This is a genomic window from Sulfuricurvum sp. (genome assembly GCF_028710345.1).
GTDB lineage: Bacteria > Campylobacterota > Campylobacteria > Campylobacterales > Sulfurimonadaceae > Sulfuricurvum.
This window is the reverse complement of sequence record NZ_JAQTUH010000008.1, coordinates 1-19,817: the sequence shown is the minus strand read 5'-3', so window position 1 is coordinate 19,817 and position 19,817 is coordinate 1. Positions and strand designations below refer to the sequence as shown.

The following is a 19,817-nucleotide window of genomic DNA, read 5'->3' as shown; positions in this document are numbered from 1 at the left end:
TTAAATTACCTCATTATAACCCATTCGGCTTGGATAGTTAAGATTGTTCCACTATAATTTCAAAAAATATACCTCTAAGGATACCAACCATGTTTGGACGCAAAGAACTTAAAACTTACACTGTCACTCCAGAAGAGATGGCAAGTTACCAATGGGCAAAAATGACTACCGCTAAAGGGGTTATATGGATCAAACTTTACAATGAAGAGACTCCTAATACCGTTGCTAACTTCGCGGCACTGGTAAATGATGGCTATTACAACGGTCTTAATTTTCACCGTGTAATCCCTGGGTTCATGGCTCAAGGGGGATGTCCTCACGGTACAGGTACCGGTGGACCGGGTTGGGCAATTCCATGTGAAACTGCACTGAACAAGCACCGCCACGTCAAAGGGACTCTCTCTATGGCACACGCAGGACCAAACACCGGAGGAAGCCAGTTCTTCATCTGTTTCGTAAGCTGTCCTCACCTCGATGGTGTTCATACCGTATTCGGCGGAATCGAAGCGGATGATAAAGAATCAATGGCGGTATTAGACTCTATCGCTATGCGTGATAGTATCGATTCTGTAGAGATTTTGGCTGAGAAAAAGTAAGATGTTCTCCTCTCCGTCATTCCCAACTCGATTGGGAATCCAGCTCTTTGTTTTAAGATGGATCCCCGATCAAGTCGGGGATGACAGAAACCAAAAAAACTAATTTATGCTAGTCCACATCTGCTGTAGCGTCGATTCCCACTTCTTTATCGAAAAACTACAGTACGAATACCCCGATGAAAAGCTCGTCGCTTTCTTCTATGACCCCAATATCCACCCTTATAGCGAATACCGATTGCGCCTTTTAGACGTTGAACGTAGTTGCAAAAAACTGGGGATTGAGCTGATAGAAGGCCCATACGATTTTGAGAACTGGATGGACGCGGTTCGAGGTCTCGAATATGAGCCCGAAAAAGGAGCGCGCTGCGAGGTGTGCTTTGATAAGCGTTTCGAGGTAAGTGCCCACAAAGCCATCGAACTCGGCGAGTCTACCATGACCACCACCCTCCTCGTCAGCCCAAAAAAATCCCAAGAACAACTTATCAGTAGCGGCGAAGCATTCGAAGAGACGCATGGTGTCAAATTTGTGGCGTTTGATTACCGTAAAAATAATGGAACCGCCGATCAAGGACGCGTTGCCAAAGAACAGCAACTCTACCGTCAAGACTATTGCGGTTGTCTTTTTGGACTCTCCATGCAACGAAATCAGCAACAACGACTGATGGACGAGATGTTCTCCCCTATTTCAAAACAGATTCTCCCTGCCTCTATCGAAGAGAGATTGGAACTCTACAGCCGCCGTAATGCACTCGAAGAACAAGGCATTTCCTATCGTATCATCAAAGAGCGGTTTTACAACTACCGCCTGATTCGATCTTTAGTAAAAGTCGGCACCGAAATCGTCCCCTCTTACCCCCTCTTCTACTCCACCATCAACCGCACCTCCACCGAGGGAAAAATTGATTTTGAAATAGACGGTCAGTTTTTTCTCAACCGTGAAGAGGTACGATTTATCACCCTCGATACGTTTAATCTGCTCACCTCATCGATGTATAAAAACACCCAAGAATTGATGTTTAATGCACCTTCCCTCGAAACCGAGATAGCGTTACGGACACAACTAAGTGATAACCCGTTCAATACTTCAGCAATCATCGTCGTGGATACGATTCCAACGGATAAAATCTCTCTCGTTTTAGAGACAAAAATGTATGAAGATACGAGAGAAAAGCTTATACTTCTTTAAATTACTTACTTTGTACCGTTTCGATAATCCTACTATTTCCAATCTCAAGCATATAAAAATTCTTCAAAAACCATTTATTGTTAAAATTTGTATAAAAGATTGCATTAAGTGAAATGGAATATAATTTTTCTATACCACCCTCTTTTATAGGAGTCACCATGAGTCTCGGAACCATAAAAGGTAAATTAACACTTTTCTTCGCACTATTGATTGTAGGGTTTAGCGCTATAGGGTATTTAACGTGGAAAGGGAACTCTGATGCCGCTAGGGCAGTCAAGAGAATCGGAGATATTGGTAAACTCGAAACGTCCGAAGCTAAACTTATGATGAATTTAAGAGGGTATCAACTCCTTTTTGATGAAAGATTTGCCCAAAATTATGAAAAAGAATATCTCTCTATTGTCGAAAATCTCAATGCACTCTCTCAACAATCTCGTGCTGCGGAAGCAAAAGCGCAGATCAAAGAGATATTGGAGCTCATCAAAGAGTGGAAAGAGAGCAACAATGAACGAATGGAGATTATCAAAAAATATCAAAAAGAGATTAATAGCGATCAATTTTTTGTGACCAATGACGGGAAAAAATTAACAACTCTTACGCGATTATCTGCTGATAGATACAAAATCATAGAGGAAAAAGTCACCGTTTTTAAAGAAGGGGTAGAAAAAAGAAATCTAAAATATATAAAAGACAGTTCCAGCTCCTCTGAAATAACCGTTGCACTTATTGTGATACTCTCCATCGGAACGTTTTTACTGGTTTTAAGATCGATTAATAGTTCCATTTCCGCAGCCAAAAAAGGGTGCGAAGAGATTATGAAGAGTAAAGATCTCACCAAAAAAATAGAGACCGGAAGCAAAGATGAAATTGCTGAAACGATGGTGTATGTTAATATGCTTTTGCATGAACTCGCCATAGCAATAGACGGAGCTAAAAGATCGGCATCCGAAAATGCATCGGTTGCGGAAGAGTTATCGGTTACAAGCTTACAAATAGGAAAACGAACAGAAGATACCGCCGTTGCCGTTGATGAAACAAAAGAGAGCTCCAACGAAGTAGCCGATATACTATCGAATAGCGAAGATGAATCCAAAAAAGCGGAAGTCGAGATAAACGAAGCTTCCCATGAGGTATCTGACGCTGCTAAAGATGTTCTATCCGTATCAAGTGCATTACAACTGATTGTTGCTGAACAGGTAGAAATGTCCACTCAGCTAGAGAGACTCTCATCAGAAGCAGAACAAGTGAAATCTATCCTTTCTGTTATTACCGATATAGCCGATCAAACAAACTTACTAGCACTCAATGCCGCTATTGAAGCCGCTCGCGCAGGAGAACACGGACGTGGATTTGCCGTAGTTGCCGACGAAGTACGAAAGCTGGCGGAGCGGACACAAAAAAGCTTGACTGAAAGCAATGCTACGGTCTCGGTAATCGTTCAATCGGTTATGGAAGTCACGGAAGCTATGTCCAAAAGTGCCAAAAAAATTGAACTGCTGGGAACACGATCTAAAACTGTTGAATTAACGATGAATAAAACAGTAGGCATTATCGCAGATGCAGCAAAAATAGCCAATCAAACAGCAGAAGATGCTTCCTTCGGTAATATAAAAACCAAAGAGGTTATCATGCAAATTGATACCATAAACCATTTATCCATGACCAATGCACGAAGTGTCGAAGAGATAGCAGCGGCGGCTGAACATTTGGCACAATTAGCAGAGAATCTAAGCAAATCACTAGATCAGTTTAAAACATCTTAATTGATTTTGGTGAGTGTAATCAATGATCGCATTTATCCAAATAAAAATGGGAGATTCTTATGCATCGTACTACAAAACCTCATAAAAGTATTATCTCGATTATTTTGTTTATTTTATTACTCTTTACGACACTCAATGCCCACTCTGAAACTAAAGAGACTATTAAAATAGGTATTCTTGCAAAACGAGGTATACCGCAAACGATGCAGCAGTGGCAGCCATTAGCAGAGTATTTAGATCAACAAATTCCCACATATACCTTTAAAATCGTTCCTCTTGGTTTTAAAGATCTTAATGATGCCGTAGCTCATAATTCGGTCGATTTTGTATTGACCAATACATTTCAGTATGTTGCATTCGAGTACCATTACGGTGCAAGTCGAATCGCTACACTTCAAAATCACTCGGACAAAGGACCCGGTCAGCAACGTTTTGGGGGAGTTATTTTTACTCGAAGCGACAATACCAGCATCCACACGCTCGAAGATACTCGGCACAAACGTTTCGCAGCAGTGGATCCGGAATCGTTTGGTGGATGGATTATGGGAAAAAAAGAGTTACTCGATCATGGAGTGAGCGAAAAGGATTTTTCGAAGCTTCTTTTTTTACATTCACATGATGCTGTTGTGCATGCAGTCTTAGAAGGGCGCGTAGACGCAGGAACCATACGCAGTGATACATTAGAGCGGATGGCAAGCGAAGGTAAAATCAGTATGAATCAGGTACGCGTTATCGCCCCCAAAAGCTATTCTGGATTTCCTTTTGCAACCAGTACCGCACTCTATCCCGAATGGCCTTTTTCTAAACTCTCCCACACATCTGATGAACTTGCTGAATCAGTTCTTATTGCCTTGCTTGGTATTGAACCGCAATTTGACGTTGCCAAACGTACCAAAACCGACCATTGGACGATTCCAATGGATTATTCACCGGTTCACGACCTCCTTAAAACCTTAAATATGCCCCCTTATGATGCAGAAATCACCCTTACGGAAGTTGTGAAAAAATATGCCGTAGAGATTATTCTAGCTATTTTAATTATCCTTGTCCTGAGTGTGATAGTAGTCTTTATCCTTTTTCTCTATCGACAGTTACAAAAACAGTCTGCTCGTATTGCCACTTTGAATGGAGAATTGACCAAACAAATGGAACGTGAACATATTTTTCGACAAATGCTCGATAGTCAAACTGCATTAACAATGTTGGGCGACGAAACACGTATTGTTGAATGCAATGAGTCCTTTTTAAATTTTTTCGGTGTTTTATCGTCCGATGAAATTATTCATCACGGGTTATGTTCGTATTTTATTGATGAAACACATAATGATAGAGAGCATAGTTGTTTATCGACTATTTTTGCGATGCAACAACAGGGGGTATATTCTAAAATTACGATGCTCGATCAAAATGGTTATCCTCGTGTATTCCATGCCCATATCGACCGTTTTGCGCATGATGCATCACTTTTTGTGGTAAATCTAGTCGATATCACTTCCAGTGAAGAGTTACACCAAAAACTCGTATTGTTACAAAAAGCGGTAAATCAATCGAGTAATACCATATTAATCAGCACAGTAGATGGTGTTGTGGAGTATGTTAATAACTCTTTTTGCGAGTGTTGTGGGCATGAGGAATCAGAACTTGTGGGACATAATGCAGAGCTACTCAACACGATTGGGCTCAATCCTCTCGCCTCTAAAGATCTCTACAATACCCTCTCAGAAAACAAAGTATGGATTGGTGAGGTACAAAAACAACATAAAGATGGCTCCGAACATATTATTCGTATGGCGATTTCCCCAATAAAAGATGTGAATGGCACCATTACACACCTTATAGCCATCGGTGAAGATGTCAGTAAATACCGAACAATCGAAAACACCCTCAAAGAAAAAGAAAAAATGTTGTTAGCACAATCACGTCTTGTAGCAGTGGGAGAAATGCTGAGTATGATTGCTCAACAATGGCGTCAACCCCTTTCAATCATCCAAATGTGTTTAAATAACTTAGAGTTTACACTGCAACTTATGGAACTCGAAGAGCAAGAAAGTATCAAAACCATGACAGAACAAGTAGAATTTTTATCCAATACCATCGATAATTTTAGCAACTGTTTTAAAAATGATACACAAATAGAGACGAATGAATTAGATACTATTATCTGCAATGCCGTCCAATTATTAGAAAAAGATTTAGAAAACAATCATATCACACTGCAAAAAGAGTGTAACATAGAGATGCAAATCAATACACGACAACAAGACGTCATACAGGTGCTGATTAATCTGATTACCAATGCCAAAGATGTCCTAATACATCGTAACGTCGCTTCTGCAAAAATTACATTGCGCACCAATTATTTGGAGGAGAATGGGCTTTTCGTTGTAGAGATTATCGATAACGGTGGTGGTGTGAATGAAACAATCAAAGATCGGATATTCGAACCCTATTTTTCAACCAAAGAAGTGCAAGAGGGGAGCGGATTAGGGCTTTACATCGCCAAAGCAATAGTCGAAAACAATCTACATGGCTCCATTGGATTTGAAGCTACCACTGACGGTACTTGCTTTTATATAAAAATTCCTTCATTACTGCTCGAACAAGAAGAGCAAAAGTTGAAACAAGAGGAAGTAGATATTCAAGGAATCGATTTTGAAAAAATAGATTTTTAAGAAAGGTGTTTATAGAGTTTCTTCATAACATAACAATTTATCCTTTTTCTATAACATGAATTAATATTCATTTAATCAAAATTGACTTATAGTATTCCTAACATCATTCAAGGAGTTTTTATGGGTAAAAGATTTTTAATCAGTGCTATGGCGGCTTTAACAATCAGTTCAACTCTCAATGCAGCAGAGTTTAATCTCAAAGAAAATATGTACAAACTCAATAACTACATGATGCAGATGCAAGCGGGTTTTATCGAAGGAGATAAAGCCAAATCGCTTAAAGCTGCGGAAGCCCTTGGCGAAGAGAGCAATAAACTATTAGGTGATGAAGCGATTATGCGTAATATGCTCCCAGCAAATAAAGCGCATAAAACCCGTATCGCAAGTACATCTGCACACTTGATCAACGATAACGTCGAAATCATTAAATCGAGTATGGATAACGTCCGTCGTGACACAGCCCAAAATGCTTATCTCGATATTCAACGTGCTTGTATGCGCTGTCACAACCTCGTGCGCGACTGGTAGGAGATACGGCTCTGCCGTATCATCTTTAATATTTTGTATTCTCCGTAATATCTTCTCGCTCCCAAACTCCAGTTTGGGAGTGTATAGCCATTTTTTACTAAGCTTTTACACACTTTTTATCTGACGTTATGCATTCCCAACGAGGACGCTGGGAACGAGTAATACAGACAATGGAGTGGTAAGATTAGATTGATAGGTTTATCCCTTTGCCCCCTTTCTTTTTGTAAGCCAAAAAATTAAAGATTAAATACCTGATATTTATTTCTAATCGTGAGAGGAAAATATACTTGAAAGATTTCATTTTAGAAAACAATTTAGAGGGAACACATAAATTTATTTGTAAAGAATGTTGCCGAGAAACATCGCATAAAATAATTTCCTCTTATTGTGAAAATGGTAGTGAAGATCACGGTGGTGGAAATTCAGTCGATTGGACTGTAAAGAATCAAATAATTCAATGCCTCGGCTGTGAAAATATCTCGTTTAGAGTGAGTTCAACTTGTTCAGAAGATTATGATGTTGACATAGATGGAATATACCATTATGAAACAATTAAATACTATCCAAGTCGCTTTGAAGGGCTTAAAGCCATAAATATTTATTTATTACCAGTTGAAGTTCAAGGTATATATCAAGAAACTATTTTAGCAATTGAAAACGAACAAAATATTTTAGCTGGTATTGGAATTAGAGCTTTAATAGAAACCATTTGCAAAGATCAAAAAGCTGAAGGTAAAGACCTTAACCAGCAAATAAATTCTCTTCATGAGAAGTCCATAGTAACCAAAGAAGGCGTTGATATACTTCATAAACTCAGAGTTCTCGGAAATAAAGCCGCTCATGAAGTACAAGCACATAATAAAGAACAATTATCTTTGGCTATCCAGATCATAGACCATATGCTAGATGGAACATATATAATTCCACATAAAGTGTCACGAGTCTTGAAGTAGAACCAAATAACGAAGATGAGATATTAAATCTTCACTTCTCTACATACAATCGTAACCGCCCACTTTTTAACCACCCCTAGTACTCACCTTGCACTATAATGTCACTATGGAAACTTTACTCTTATCAATCTTTTTAACTGTTGCCATCGCGACGGTGCTCAACATCATCCTAAAACGGTTCGGGATATCGCATATCATCGGCTATATCGCGACGGGAACAATCATCAGTACCTTGTTCGGGTTTAACGGTTCAGCGAACGATTCACTCGATTTTATCGGGGAGTTTGGGATCGTTTTTTTGATGTTTACTATCGGGTTGGAACTGAGTCTGGATAAAATCAAAAAGATGAAAGATATCCTCCTCACCAACGGGATACTCCAAGTACTCTTCAGCGTCGTCGTGATCTTTTTACTCTCACATTTTCTGTTTCATCTCGATTTCAACACCTCGCTCATCATCTCATTAGCATTTTCCCTATCCTCCACCGCCATCGTCCTCACCTATCTCAAAGAGTCTAAGGACATCCATACACCCTATGGTCAAAAATCGATGGGAATTTTGATTTTTCAAGATCTCGCCGTTATCCCGATTTTATTGCTCATCACCTTTTTATCCAACGATACCCTATCACTAGGTGAAGTACTACTCAAAACTCTTCTCTCCGCTGTTTTTGTCGTCGTATTTATGTTTACAATCGGAGATAAAATCGTCAATGCACTGTTGCAGTTTTCAGCGAAAACAGAACTCGAAGAGCTCTTTTTAGGCTCGGTTTTCTCTATCCTTATAGGGGCGGCATTGCTCGCCCATAGCATGGGATTTACCTACTCACTGGGGGCATTTATCGCAGGGATGATTATCGCGGATACTCGCTATAACGTCAAAGTCGAATCCGATATTTCTACCTATAAAGACCTCTTGCTAGGGGCTTTTTTCTTCGGGGTGGGGACGAAAATCGATATGCTCTATTTTGCGGAGAACATCCACATTATCACCTTTATTTTTATCTTTGCAATGCTCTTTAAAGCAGTAGTTATTTATGCCATTATCCGCCGTAATTCGGACAAAAACACCTCGGCAAAAACGGCACTCTCTCTCGCACAAATCGGAGAGTTCTCTTTTGCTATTTTCGCCCTCGCGGGAGCACAAAAACTCATTAGTGAAGAGATGGCAAGTTTTTTGATTTTAGTGAGTGTTATTTCGATGATTCTCACCCCTTTTATTATAGGAAATATTTATAAACTCTCCTCTTATTTCGAAAAAGAGTTTTACGAATCGGACGTCATTACCCCTATTGAGCGATCTGAACACATTATCGTGGCAGGATTTGGGGTATTGGGGAAAATCGTTGCATCCAATCTTCACTCACAAGGGGCTAATTTTATTATCATCTCAGACAACCTAAAACATGTTCTCCATGCCCGTAAGCTCAACTACATGGCGTATTTCGGACACCTCGATAAACTCCCAGTTTTGGAATCGTTGATGGTAAAAGAGGCAAAAGCAATCATTATTACGATGATCAGCGAACAAAAGCGTCGTCTTATCAGTGAAGCGGTACTCCGCTTTGATCCTAAAGCCAAAATAATCTTAAAAATTGACAGTGTTGAAGAGCGCAAAAGTTTACGCGATTTATCGGAAATCGAATTGGTTGATGCGAGTTTTGAAGTGGCAGATTTATTGGTACAACGTGCATATAAAACCAGTAGTTAGCGCATTTACAATTCTCTTATGATTTATTAACAAAATTTACGGTAAAATTGGGCGATTTTTTACCCAAGGTGTACTACAAATATGATAGATGTTGTTCAAATACAAAAAATTTTACCTCACCGTTTCCCTTTTTTACTGGTTGATCGAGTAACAGCTCTCACCCCTAATGAATCTCTTATCGGATTTAAAAACGTCACTATCGGTGAACAAATTTTCGAAGGTCATTTTCCAGGTCACCCGATTTATCCGGGGGTAATGATTTTGGAGGGGATGGCACAAGCAGGCGGTATTTTAGCATTTCAAAGCATGGATATGACCGAAGAAGAAGCTTCTCATAAAGTGGTCTACTTCATGAGTATCGACGGTGCAAAATTTCGCTCCCCTGTCCGTCCAGGAGATCGTTTAGAATACCGTATGAAAGTGGTCAAACATAAAGGCTCTATTTGGGTGCTAGAGGGGAAAGCATACGTCGATGACACCCTCGTCTCCGAAGCTGAACTTAAAGCAATGATCGTGGACAAGTAGGTCGCATGAGTATTATTTCTCCACTCGCAGTAATCGAAGAGGGTGCCATCATTGGTGATGATGTCGAAATCGGACCGTTTTGTTTTATCTCCTCTAAAAGCAAAATCGGAAACGGGACAAAAATAGCGGCAAGTGCCTGCATTTATGGCAACACCACCATCGGGGAAAACAATACTATCTTCTCCCACGCGGTTTTAGGCTCTATTCCTCAGGATTTAAAATATGCGGGTGAAGAGGTTGAACTCATTATTGGTGATAATAATACCATTCGAGAATTTACCTTATTTAACCCAGGAACAGCGGGTGGTGGCAGTAAAACTGTTGTTGGCAATCACAATCTTTTTATGGGATACGTCCATTTAGGTCACGATGTTATTATCGGTGATCACTGTATCCTTGCCAACGCCGCGACCCTTGCAGGACATGTTGAGATGGGAAATTATGCCGTTATTGGCGGAATGACCCCTATCCACCAGTTTGTGAAAATCGGCGATTACGCAATGATCGCGGGAGCATCAGCCCTCTCCCAAGATGTCCCGCCGTATTGTTTGGCAGAGGGAAACCGTGCGATCTTGCGTGGACTCAATCTCAACGGTTTGCGTCGTCATGTCGAACGTGTCGATATCGATGCCCTTCGAGCGGCTTATCGAGAGCTTTTCGAATCAGGGAAACCTCTCCAAGAGGTAGCAACCGTATTACTCGAATCGACAACAAGTGACTATGTTAAAAATATGGCAACTTTTATTATCAACACTAAACGGGGTATCCCCTTCGAAAGGAAAGAATCATGATCCATCGTCATTGCAGCTTTTGCGGAGCAGAAGAGAGTGATAATAATCCACTCATTACCAGCAATAATGTCTATATCTGCAAAAACTGTGTCTTTTCTGCTTACAAAATTATGTTTGGGGAAAATGGGGGTGAGTCTACATCACCACACACCTCACTTGATACACAGCTCCTCACCCCTAAAGAGCTTAATACCTTTTTGAGCCAATACATAATCGGTCAAGAACGTTCTCGTAAACTCCTCTCCGTAGCAGTCTACAACCATTACAAACGTATCTTTAAAAATCACGATGTAACCGATGATACTGAAATTGCCAAGTCCAACGTCCTCCTTATCGGACCGACAGGAAGCGGTAAAACACTCATGGCACAAACCATTGCTCGTGTCTTGAACGTTCCGATTGCTATTGCTGATGCTACGAGTCTTACCGAAGCGGGATACGTCGGTGAAGATGTTGAAAACATCCTTACAAAACTGCTCCAAGCCGCCGATGGAGATATCGAGCGGGCACAACAAGGGATTGTTTTTATCGATGAAATTGATAAAATTTCTCGAATGAGCGAGAACCGTTCAATCACCCGTGACGTATCCGGCGAAGGGGTTCAGCAAGCCCTTCTTAAAATCATCGAAGGTGCCGTCGTCAATATCCCTCCCAAAGGGGGACGCAAACACCCGAACCAAGATTTTATCCAAATCGATACCTCAGGAATCCTCTTCATCTGTGGAGGAGCATTTGATGGACTGGGTCAAATTTTAGAGCGTAAACGAGGTAAAAATGTTATGGGATTTGGTCAAGAAAAACGGAGTGTCGCAGAGGGCGATGACAGTTTTGAAAACGTTGAACCCGATGATTTGGTCAGCTACGGACTTATCCCAGAGCTTATCGGTCGTCTACCGATTATCGCATCACTCAATAAAATTACCGAGGAAGAGATGGTTCGTATCCTCACCGAACCTAAAAACTGCCTTGTAAAACAATACACAAAACTTTTTGCTATTGATAATGTTGAACTCACTTTTGAAAAAGAGGCACTTAACGCTATTGCAGCAAAAGCACTTGCCCGCAAAACAGGAGCGCGGGGTTTACGAGCAATTTTAGAAGAGATTATGGGTGATGTTATGTATGAACTCCCCGAATACAGTGGATACGAAGTTATCATCACTAAAGAGGTAGTTGATGAAGCTACTTTACCCGTTTATATTAAAAAAACGACTCAAAAAAGCGCCTAGGAGATACTAAATGTTATTTAATAAACTCATCGGAATGTTCTCAAATGATCTCTCTATCGATTTGGGTACCGCCAATACCCTCGTCATCGTCAAAGGGAAAGGGATCGTTATTAATGAGCCTTCCGTTGTTGCCGTAAAGACAGAAAAATACGGTCAACAAAAAGTGCTGGCTGTCGGGCGTGAAGCCAAAGAGATGGTCGGAAAAACTCCGGGAAACATTAAAGCTATCCGTCCTATGAAAGACGGCGTTATCGCTGACTTTGATATGACCGAAAAAATGATTCGCCGATTTATCGAAAAAGCACATGGTCGAACCAGCCTAATTAGCCCACGTATCATCATCTGTATCCCATACGGTCTTACTCAGGTAGAGCGTAAAGCGGTACGAGAATCAGCGATGAGTGCGGGTGCTCGTGAAGTCTATCTTATAGATGAGCCGATGGCAGCAGCTATCGGTGCAGGGATTGATATTCGTGAGCCAAAGGGGAACATTATCGTTGATATCGGTGGGGGAACTACCGAGATTGGTGTTATCTCTTTGGGTGGTCTTGTTTTATGTCGTTCTATCCGTGTAGCAGGAGATAAAATCGACCGCGCAATCATGGATTATGTAAAACGCAAATACAATCTCCTTATCGGTGAGCGTATCGCGGAAGATATTAAAATCAATATCGGTACCGCTATGCCATTAGCACAAGAACTCAAAATGATTATCAACGGGCGTGACCAAGTAGAGGGTCTTTTGACGTCATTAGAACTCTCCAGTGAAGATGCGCGTGAAGCGATGCGCGATCCTCTCAAAGAGATCCTCGAAGCAGTCCGAGATGTACTTGAAAATATGCCTCCGGATTTGGCGGGAGATATTGTCAACAACGGGGTTATCCTCACCGGAGGGGGAGCATTAATTCGCCAACTCGATAAATTCCTCTCAGAAACCATTAAAATCCCTGTATACGTAGCTGATGAGCCACTGCTCTGTGTTGCTCGCGGTACAGGAAGAGCACTCGAAGAGATCGATCAACTCCACGAACTTTTCGATAATGAATAAACAGCGCCTTAATCTCACTTTTTTTTTCGCCCTCACTATTGGGGGGGCTCTTTATTTTAGTCCTCTGTTACAATCACCATTTATCCATCTCTCACAAACCATTAAGCTTGCCTATATACATCAGGTTGAATCGATAAAAACAGCTATTTCCAAACATATTTCTCAAGCAGACACTATAGCAGAGCTTCAAAATCAGAATCGCTACTACGAACGTGAGGTTCTAAAACTACATCAGATTTCTGATGAATATCAGAACCTTATGAAAGAAGAAAACAGTGCGCTACAAACTCTTCCCGATGTCGCATTAGTGCGGACAATATCCTATGTACGTATGGGTGACCCTCATAAACTGTGGATTGAAATGGATAATTTTAAACCTGATGGAGTGTACGGTCTTTTGTATCGAGGCTATGTTGCAGGGATTGTTGTTGCTAATCACGCTCGTCCTATGGCACTTCTCAACGGTGATGTCAAAAGCTCTTATGCAGTATCCGTAGGCAATTCACAAGCCCCGGGAGTTGTACGCGGTAACAATTCCCGTCAGCTTATTGTTGAATTTATCCCCACATGGATTCCAATAGCTGTAGGAGATGAAGTGACTACCTCAGGGCTTGATCATATCTTTCTCTCAGGGCTAAAAGTAGGAAAAGTTCGCTCTATTTCACGTGCTAGCGGATACCAAAATGCTATCATTGAACCTTATTTTTATGCCACTAATCCTACCTATTTTCATGTCATAACTCGCGTAAGATAATCAGCTTTTAAGTGCCTTTACCCTATAATCAACAAATTTTTTGATACAAAGGGACAGCATGCCAAAACGCGACGACATTAAAACGATACTCCTCATCGGTTCAGGTCCCATCGTCATCGGTCAAGCGTGCGAATTTGACTATTCAGGAACACAAGCGGTTAAAACCCTTAAAGAGTTAGGATACCGTGTTGTCCTCATTAACTCCAATCCTGCTACGATTATGACCGATCCTGAATTTGCCGATCGTACCTATATTGAACCAATCAAACCTGAAATTATTGCTCAAATTATAAAAGATGAAAAAGTTGATGCGATTTTGCCTACGATGGGGGGTCAAACTGCCCTCAATGCAGCGATGCAAATGCATGAAATGGGGATGTTAGAGGGGATAGAATTTCTCGGTGCCAACCCAAGTGCCATTAAAAAAGGGGAAGACCGCCAAGCATTTAAAGAGTGTATGGTCAAAATCGGAATGGATCTTCCTATTTCCCGTTATGCTTATAACATGGACGAAGCGATGGTGGCAGCAGAAACTATCGGTTTTCCAATCATCATCCGTGCCTCATACACGCTAGCAGGTGGAGGAAGCGGTGTTGCTTATAACATCGATGAATTTAAACTCCTCGCACAACGGGGTCTTGATGAATCTCCGATTACTGAAATTTTGATTGAAGAGTCACTTTTGGGATGGAAAGAGTACGAGATGGAAGTTATCCGCGACAAAGCCGATAACTGTATCATCGTCTGTTCTATCGAAAATTTCGATCCTATGGGAGTTCATACAGGAGACTCCATCACCGTTGCCCCTGCCCTAACATTGACCGATAAAGAGTACCAACGTATGCGTGATGCATCGTTTGCGATTTTGCGAGAAATCGGTGTTGATACGGGGGGATCAAACGTACAATTCTCCGTAAATCCTGAAACAGGACGTATGATTGTTATCGAGATGAATCCCCGCGTATCACGCTCATCTGCATTGGCATCTAAAGCAACAGGATATCCTATCGCAAAAGTAGCAACCCTCCTCGCGGTTGGATTTACCCTCGATGAGATTACCAACGATATCACTGGCACACCTGCCGCATTTGAACCGGTTATTGACTATATCGTTACTAAAATTCCACGCTTTACTTTTGAAAAATTCCCCGAAGCAGAATCAACTCTCACCACCAGTATGAAATCGGTCGGAGAGGTTATGGCTATCGGACGCACTTTCAAAGAGTCGGTTCAAAAAGCACTCTGTTCACTTGAGACAGGACTAAGCGGATTTGATCCAATCGAAGGTGACTTAGAGTTTATCCAACACGAAATTCGCCGTCCAAACAGTGAACGTATCCTCTATGTTGCTCAAGGTTTCCGCATGGGGCTCACTAAAGAAGATATCTTCAATCTCTCTAAAATCGATCCATGGTTCTTGACCCAAATTGAAGAGATTATTGCCCAAGAACCTTTGATTACTACCGCAACATTGAGTGATGAAGTTCAGCTTCGCACACTTAAAACGGTAGGATTTTCTGATAAAAACATTGCCCGTCTTATCACCAAAAACGGTGGTAACGTTAAAGAAAATGATGTCTATAATGCACGTAAAAACCTCTCTATTGCCCATGAATATAACGAAGTAGATACCTGTGCTGCAGAGTTTGGAGCACTTACACCCTATCTTTATTCGACAACCAATATTACCCGCTTAGGTGCTCAAGCACCTCGTATTAGCGACAAGAAAAAAGTGATGATTTTAGGGGGTGGACCTAACCGTATCGGTCAAGGGATTGAATTCGATTACTGCTGTGTCCACGCTTCATTTGCCCTCAAAGAGATGGGCATCGAGACCATCATGGTTAACTGTAACCCTGAAACCGTCTCTACCGATTATGATACCTCTGATGTCCTCTATTTTGAACCAATTGATTTCGAACACGTTCGCGCTATCGTGGAACGCGAACAACCCGATGGAATCATCGTCCACTTTGGAGGACAAACACCGCTTAAACTGGCTAATGGTCTCCACAATATCGGTGCTAAAATCGCTGGAACGTCGGCGGAAGTAATCGATTTGGCAGAAAACCGTGAAAAATTTTCTGCTTTTGTCATCGAACAAGGGTTAAAACAGCCTGAAAATGGTCTCTCTATGACCAAAGAGGGTGCATTTGAAATCGCGGAAAAACTCGGTTATCCCGTTCTTGTTCGCCCTTCGTATGTTTTGGGTGGACGTGCTATGCGTATCGTCTACAACGAAGATGAACTTCGTACCTATATGGATGTTGCCGTATCGGTCAGTAACGATTCTCCTGTACTAGTCGATAAATTCCTTGATCAAGCGATAGAACTTGATGTCGATGCAATCACCGATGGACATGAAGTTTATATCGGATCGGTTATGCAACACATCGAAGAGGCAGGTATCCACTCAGGAGACAGTGCATGTTCACTCCCTCCTGTGAGTCTCAGTCGTGAGATTCAAGCCCAAGTTGAACAACAAACCAAAAAAATCGCATTGGGTCTTGGAGTTATCGGTCTGCTCAATATCCAATATGCGATTTATCAAAACGAAGTCTATTTGATTGAAGTCAACCCACGTGCATCTCGTACCGTACCGTTTGTCTCCAAAGCGACCGGTATCCCATTGGCAAAAGTTGCTACCCGTGTTATGCTCGGAGATACCTTGCGCAATGCATTGAAATTTTACGATAACTATGATGTTGTGATGGAGAGCGATGGATTGCTCAAACCACGCCTCAAAGGGCACGTCGCTATTAAAGAAGCTGTATTTCCGTTCAATAAACTCTACGGTGCCGATTTGGTTCTCTCCCCTGAGATGAAATCGACCGGAGAAGTTATGGGAATCAGTGATAACTTCGGCGTCAGTTTCGCCAAAAGCCAACTTGCCGCAGGTAACAAAATCCCAACAGCGGGAGTATGCTTCCTATCGTTTATCGAAATGGATAAAGTCCATGCCCCTGAAATCGCTCGCGGCTTACATGCCCAAGGCTTTACCTTGGTTGCTACCCGTGGAACCCAAAAAGCGATTGAAACAGCAGGAATACCGTGTGAAGCCGTTCTTAAAATTTCAGAAGGTCGCCCTAATATCGAAGATATGATGAAAAATAGCGGTATTTCCCTTGCTATCAACACCTCCGATAATAAAACATCTAAAAAAGATGCAGAACAAATCCGTCAAATTGTTTTACGGATGGGAATCCCTTATTTCACTACTCTTAGTGCCGCACGTGCCGCGATTGAAGCGATGGGGTACATGGGTGATGATAGCTGGATGAAACCTCGCGCACTCCAAGAGTTTTTAAACCACTAATGAGAAACATTAAAACGAATTCATCCGTTTTAATGGCAAGGACTAAAGTCCTTTGCAATCCCCTAAAGCTTCAAAAACTTCGTTTTTGAGAATTTCTACAGGTGTAAAATGTCAATTATTCTTGCCCAAACGGATACCACTGTCGGCTTTCTCTCTCAAGAGAGTGCCTCCCTCATACGCCTAAAAGGGCGAGATGAAACAAAACCTTTTTTGAAAGTATTTGCTTCTCTTTCTCTTTTGAAACAAACTCTCCGTGTCCCCCTAAAATATCGTTCTACCGTACGATATGCAAAAAAAACAACGTTTGTCATTAATAACCAAGCCATCCGTTATGTTCAAGAGGGCAATCATGCACGACTTATAGAGCGTTATGGCTGGCTCTATTCTACCTCGGCTAATGAAAGTGGGAAAATATATGACCCTCATTTTTGTTATGAACATAGTGATATAATTATTGAAGATTCACGTGGTTTAACTCAATGTGAGCCTTCTACGATTATTCGCCTTAGCGCAACACAATCTCAACAACTACGATAGGAACTATTATGAAACATATACTTAGCGCAAAACATATCATGCTTGGAGCAACCGGACTTGCAGTTCTCAGTGCCCTTAGCGGATGTCAAAGTAATTCAGAAGAGAACCAAAATGCTCAAGAAAGTCAAAATAAATTTATTGTAGCCGAACAACTTTCAAACGGAAAATATGTTATTGTCGAAGAGATGCCAACAACGGGTCCTAGCCATGCAATTATCCGTTCTAAAGATGAAAATGGGACTATACATGAACGTGTGATGACTGAAGCTGAAATGAAATCTTTAGCTGATGAAGAGTATAAAAAAATGCAATCGGGCAAATCCGAACTCAACGGAGAACCACACAGCGAGGGGATGGGATTGGGTGGTACTATCCTTGCAGCGGCAGGAGGGGCATTACTCGGTAATATGATTGGAAATGCTCTTATGAACAACAAAAATGTTCAAAGACATCAAGATATGTCCAACCGCTCTGCGTATCATCGTTCCGCAAGCGGTATGAACAGTAGCCCCTCTTCAACCTCGCCGAAAAAAAGCTTCTTTGGCGGCTCTTCTTCTAAGAGCACAAGTGGCGGCGGATTTTTTGGAGGATAACCATGATAGCATTAGAAACAATCTCACCTATTAGTGATTCAACGTTAGAAGAAATCGGATTTGCTTGGCACACAGACAGCGATCAAAGTAAATATGTTGCCAATGAACTAGTTGTCCTTAGTGATTCAGAGGCAGAAGCTTATTATGAAGCAGTCAATGAGCTCTATGATATGTATACCACGTGCGCTCAACACGTTATCGATAATAACCTCTTTTTTGATTTAGGTATCCCATTTAACCTCATCGAACCAATCAAAAAAAGTTGGGAAAACGATGTCCATTGGCATCTTTACGGACGTTTTGACCTTGCAGGAGGAGTGGATGGAAAACCGATTAAACTCATTGAGTTCAATGCCGATACCCCCACCGCCCTCTTTGAAACGGCGATACTCCAATGGGCTCTTTTAAAACATAATGGCATGGATGAAGAGCGTCAATTTAACAACATCTATGAAGCCATTAGTGACAATTTTCGCCGTCTCATCACCCTTTTTGATGACCCAAGTGAGTTTGAAAAACATTATGACGGATGGAAAATTCTCTTTAGCTCTATGAGCGGCAATATTGAAGAAGAACAAACGATTCGACTTTTACAACAAATGGCAATCGATGCCGGTTTTATGACTGGATTTGAACCTCTTGGCGGCGTTAAGTTTGATGATGAGGGTATTTATGACAGTGCCGAAGAGCTGTATGAATATTGGTTTAAACTTTACCCATGGGAAGATATCGCTATCGAAGAGCCTGAACTTGCTACTCAGCTTAGCACTATTATGGAAAATCAAAAAGCGATTATCCTTAACCCAGCCTATACCCTCCTCTTCCAATCCAAAGGGATGATGAAAATATTGTGCGATCTCTTCCCAGATTCACCGTATCTGCTTAAAACATCGTTCACACCGCTTAAAGGTATCCAACAAGTTGAGAAACGGATGTTTGGACGAGAAGGGGCAAATGTACGCATACTCGATGCCTCAGGAGCTACTGTTGAGGCAAATGATGGACCGTATGGCAACTTTAAACCGATTTACCAAGAGTATGTCGAATTTATGAAAGATATCCATGGCAACAGCTACCAAGCAGGGGTATTTTTTGCATATGAAGCGTGCGGCTTAGGGTTCCGTCGCGGTGGAAAAATTTTAGGAAATATGTCCAAATTTGTCGGGCATGTTCTCCGTTAATATCCCTTATTGTAAATCTGCATCACTACTTAAAGTGCTGTCGGTTTACCCGTAAAATATCCTTGTGAATAATCAACCCCCATCTCTTTGATCGTATCATAGATAAGCTCATCCGATACAAACTCCGCAATTGTTTTTGCGTCAATTTTTTGGGCAAAATCGATGATTGTCTCAACGATAATATGATGGCGGCGGTTTCCTGAAAGTTCTCGTATTAAAGATCCGTCTATCTTGATATAATCGACATTTAGTTTTAAAATATTTTCAAAATTGGAGTATCCTGTTCCAAAATCATCAATAGCGATTTTTGCCCCCAACGCTTTAACTTGTGTAATGAATTGCGTCACTTCATCATAGTTTTCAATCCCTTCTGATTCCAAAATCTCAAAAACTATCCGTGATGCTGTCCCTGTTTCGGTAATAGTTTTAATAAT

General features: G+C 41.3%; 17 protein-coding genes. 16 read left to right on the top strand and 1 reads right to left on the bottom strand.

Going from position 1 to position 19,817, the window contains the following annotated elements; translation table 11 throughout:
• Window positions 1-89 precede the first annotated feature (89 nt).
• The 16 genes from PHC76_RS10860 (at window position 90) to PHC76_RS10785 (ending at window position 19,383) form a co-directional block, all read left to right on the top strand.
• Window positions 90-596 carry a peptidylprolyl isomerase gene (locus PHC76_RS10860; RefSeq protein WP_299974286.1) on the top strand — a complete coding sequence of 169 codons (507 nt, stop codon included), beginning with the start codon at window positions 90-92 and terminating at the stop codon, window positions 594-596.
• 106 nt (window positions 597-702) lie between these two features.
• Complete coding sequence (locus PHC76_RS10855) at window positions 703-1,782, top strand: epoxyqueuosine reductase QueH (RefSeq protein ID WP_299974283.1); 1,080 nt, start codon at window positions 703-705, stop codon at window positions 1,780-1,782.
• Window positions 1,783-1,940: 158 nt separating this feature from the next.
• Complete coding sequence (locus tag PHC76_RS10850; protein ID WP_299974280.1) at window positions 1,941-3,545, top strand: methyl-accepting chemotaxis protein; 1,605 nt, start codon at window positions 1,941-1,943, stop codon at window positions 3,543-3,545.
• Window positions 3,546-3,604: 59 nt separating this feature from the next.
• Window positions 3,605-6,217: a PhnD/SsuA/transferrin family substrate-binding protein gene (locus PHC76_RS10845; protein WP_299974277.1), complete on the top strand. Its 2,613-nt coding sequence runs from the start codon at window positions 3,605-3,607 to the stop codon at window positions 6,215-6,217.
• A 120-nt stretch (window positions 6,218-6,337) separates the two neighbouring features.
• Complete coding sequence (locus tag PHC76_RS10840; RefSeq protein WP_299974275.1) at window positions 6,338-6,745, top strand: hypothetical protein; 408 nt, start codon at window positions 6,338-6,340, stop codon at window positions 6,743-6,745.
• A 287-nt stretch (window positions 6,746-7,032) separates the two neighbouring features.
• Entirely contained in the window at window positions 7,033-7,698 is a 666-nt protein-coding gene (locus PHC76_RS10835; protein WP_299974272.1) for a DUF4145 domain-containing protein, read from the top strand.
• Between the two features lie 106 nt (window positions 7,699-7,804).
• A complete protein-coding gene (locus PHC76_RS10830; protein ID WP_299974269.1) occupies window positions 7,805-9,409 on the top strand; it encodes a cation:proton antiporter in 1,605 nt (534 codons plus the stop codon).
• Between the two features lie 81 nt (window positions 9,410-9,490).
• On the top strand, window positions 9,491-9,934 hold the full coding sequence (fabZ, locus tag PHC76_RS10825; protein ID WP_300210057.1) for a 3-hydroxyacyl-ACP dehydratase FabZ: 444 nt from the start codon (window positions 9,491-9,493) through the stop codon (window positions 9,932-9,934).
• A 5-nt stretch (window positions 9,935-9,939) separates the two neighbouring features.
• Entirely contained in the window at window positions 9,940-10,725 is a 786-nt protein-coding gene (gene lpxA, locus PHC76_RS10820; RefSeq protein ID WP_299974266.1) for an acyl-ACP--UDP-N-acetylglucosamine O-acyltransferase, read from the top strand.
• Window positions 10,722-11,954, top strand: a complete 1,233-nt coding sequence (gene clpX, locus PHC76_RS10815) for an ATP-dependent Clp protease ATP-binding subunit ClpX (RefSeq protein WP_300210055.1) — start codon at window positions 10,722-10,724, stop codon at window positions 11,952-11,954. The genes lpxA and clpX overlap by 4 nt, the downstream gene beginning before the upstream one ends.
• Before the next feature lie 10 nt (window positions 11,955-11,964).
• Window positions 11,965-13,002, top strand: a complete 1,038-nt coding sequence (locus PHC76_RS10810) for a rod shape-determining protein (protein ID WP_299973739.1) — start codon at window positions 11,965-11,967, stop codon at window positions 13,000-13,002.
• On the top strand, window positions 12,995-13,756 hold the full coding sequence (mreC, locus tag PHC76_RS10805; protein WP_299973742.1) for a rod shape-determining protein MreC: 762 nt from the start codon (window positions 12,995-12,997) through the stop codon (window positions 13,754-13,756). The genes PHC76_RS10810 and mreC overlap by 8 nt, the downstream gene beginning before the upstream one ends.
• Before the next feature lie 58 nt (window positions 13,757-13,814).
• Window positions 13,815-17,072, top strand: a complete 3,258-nt coding sequence (gene carB / locus PHC76_RS10800) for a carbamoyl-phosphate synthase large subunit (protein WP_299973745.1) — start codon at window positions 13,815-13,817, stop codon at window positions 17,070-17,072.
• Between the two features lie 108 nt (window positions 17,073-17,180).
• Window positions 17,181-17,609, top strand: coding sequence for a Sua5/YciO/YrdC/YwlC family protein (locus PHC76_RS10795; protein ID WP_299973747.1), 429 nt, complete (start codon window positions 17,181-17,183; stop codon window positions 17,607-17,609).
• 8 nt (window positions 17,610-17,617) lie between these two features.
• Entirely contained in the window at window positions 17,618-18,202 is a 585-nt protein-coding gene (locus tag PHC76_RS10790; protein ID WP_299973750.1) for a hypothetical protein, read from the top strand.
• Window positions 18,203-18,204: 2 nt separating this feature from the next.
• On the top strand, window positions 18,205-19,383 hold the full coding sequence (locus PHC76_RS10785; protein ID WP_299973753.1) for a glutathionylspermidine synthase family protein: 1,179 nt from the start codon (window positions 18,205-18,207) through the stop codon (window positions 19,381-19,383).
• Window positions 19,384-19,412: 29 nt separating this feature from the next.
• On the opposite strand, the gene PHC76_RS10780 is transcribed toward PHC76_RS10785, so the two are convergent.
• Window positions 19,413-19,817: EAL domain-containing protein (locus PHC76_RS10780; protein WP_300210054.1), on the bottom strand; the 405-nt coding region annotated here is incomplete at its 5' end.

Bases quoted from the DNA above. Each gene is read 5' to 3' on its own strand.
- PHC76_RS10860 (WP_299974286.1), top strand. From the start codon at position 90: ATGTTTGGACGCAAAGAACTTAAAACTTACACTGTCACTCCAGAAGAG.
- PHC76_RS10855 (WP_299974283.1), top strand. From the start codon at position 703: ATGCTAGTCCACATCTGCTGTAGCGTCGATTCCCACTTCTTTATCGAA.
- PHC76_RS10850 (WP_299974280.1), top strand. From the start codon at position 1,941: ATGAGTCTCGGAACCATAAAAGGTAAATTAACACTTTTCTTCGCACTA.
- PHC76_RS10845 (WP_299974277.1), top strand. From the start codon at position 3,605: ATGCATCGTACTACAAAACCTCATAAAAGTATTATCTCGATTATTTTG.
- PHC76_RS10840 (WP_299974275.1), top strand. From the start codon at position 6,338: ATGGGTAAAAGATTTTTAATCAGTGCTATGGCGGCTTTAACAATCAGT.
- PHC76_RS10830 (WP_299974269.1), top strand. From the start codon at position 7,805: ATGGAAACTTTACTCTTATCAATCTTTTTAACTGTTGCCATCGCGACG.
- fabZ (WP_300210057.1), top strand. From the start codon at position 9,491: ATGATAGATGTTGTTCAAATACAAAAAATTTTACCTCACCGTTTCCCT.
- lpxA (WP_299974266.1), top strand. From the start codon at position 9,940: ATGAGTATTATTTCTCCACTCGCAGTAATCGAAGAGGGTGCCATCATT.
- clpX (WP_300210055.1), top strand. From the start codon at position 10,722: ATGATCCATCGTCATTGCAGCTTTTGCGGAGCAGAAGAGAGTGATAAT.
- PHC76_RS10810 (WP_299973739.1), top strand. From the start codon at position 11,965: ATGTTATTTAATAAACTCATCGGAATGTTCTCAAATGATCTCTCTATC.
- mreC (WP_299973742.1), top strand. From the start codon at position 12,995: ATGAATAAACAGCGCCTTAATCTCACTTTTTTTTTCGCCCTCACTATT.
- carB (WP_299973745.1), top strand. From the start codon at position 13,815: ATGCCAAAACGCGACGACATTAAAACGATACTCCTCATCGGTTCAGGT.
- PHC76_RS10795 (WP_299973747.1), top strand. From the start codon at position 17,181: ATGTCAATTATTCTTGCCCAAACGGATACCACTGTCGGCTTTCTCTCT.
- PHC76_RS10790 (WP_299973750.1), top strand. From the start codon at position 17,618: ATGAAACATATACTTAGCGCAAAACATATCATGCTTGGAGCAACCGGA.
- PHC76_RS10785 (WP_299973753.1), top strand. From the start codon at position 18,205: ATGATAGCATTAGAAACAATCTCACCTATTAGTGATTCAACGTTAGAA.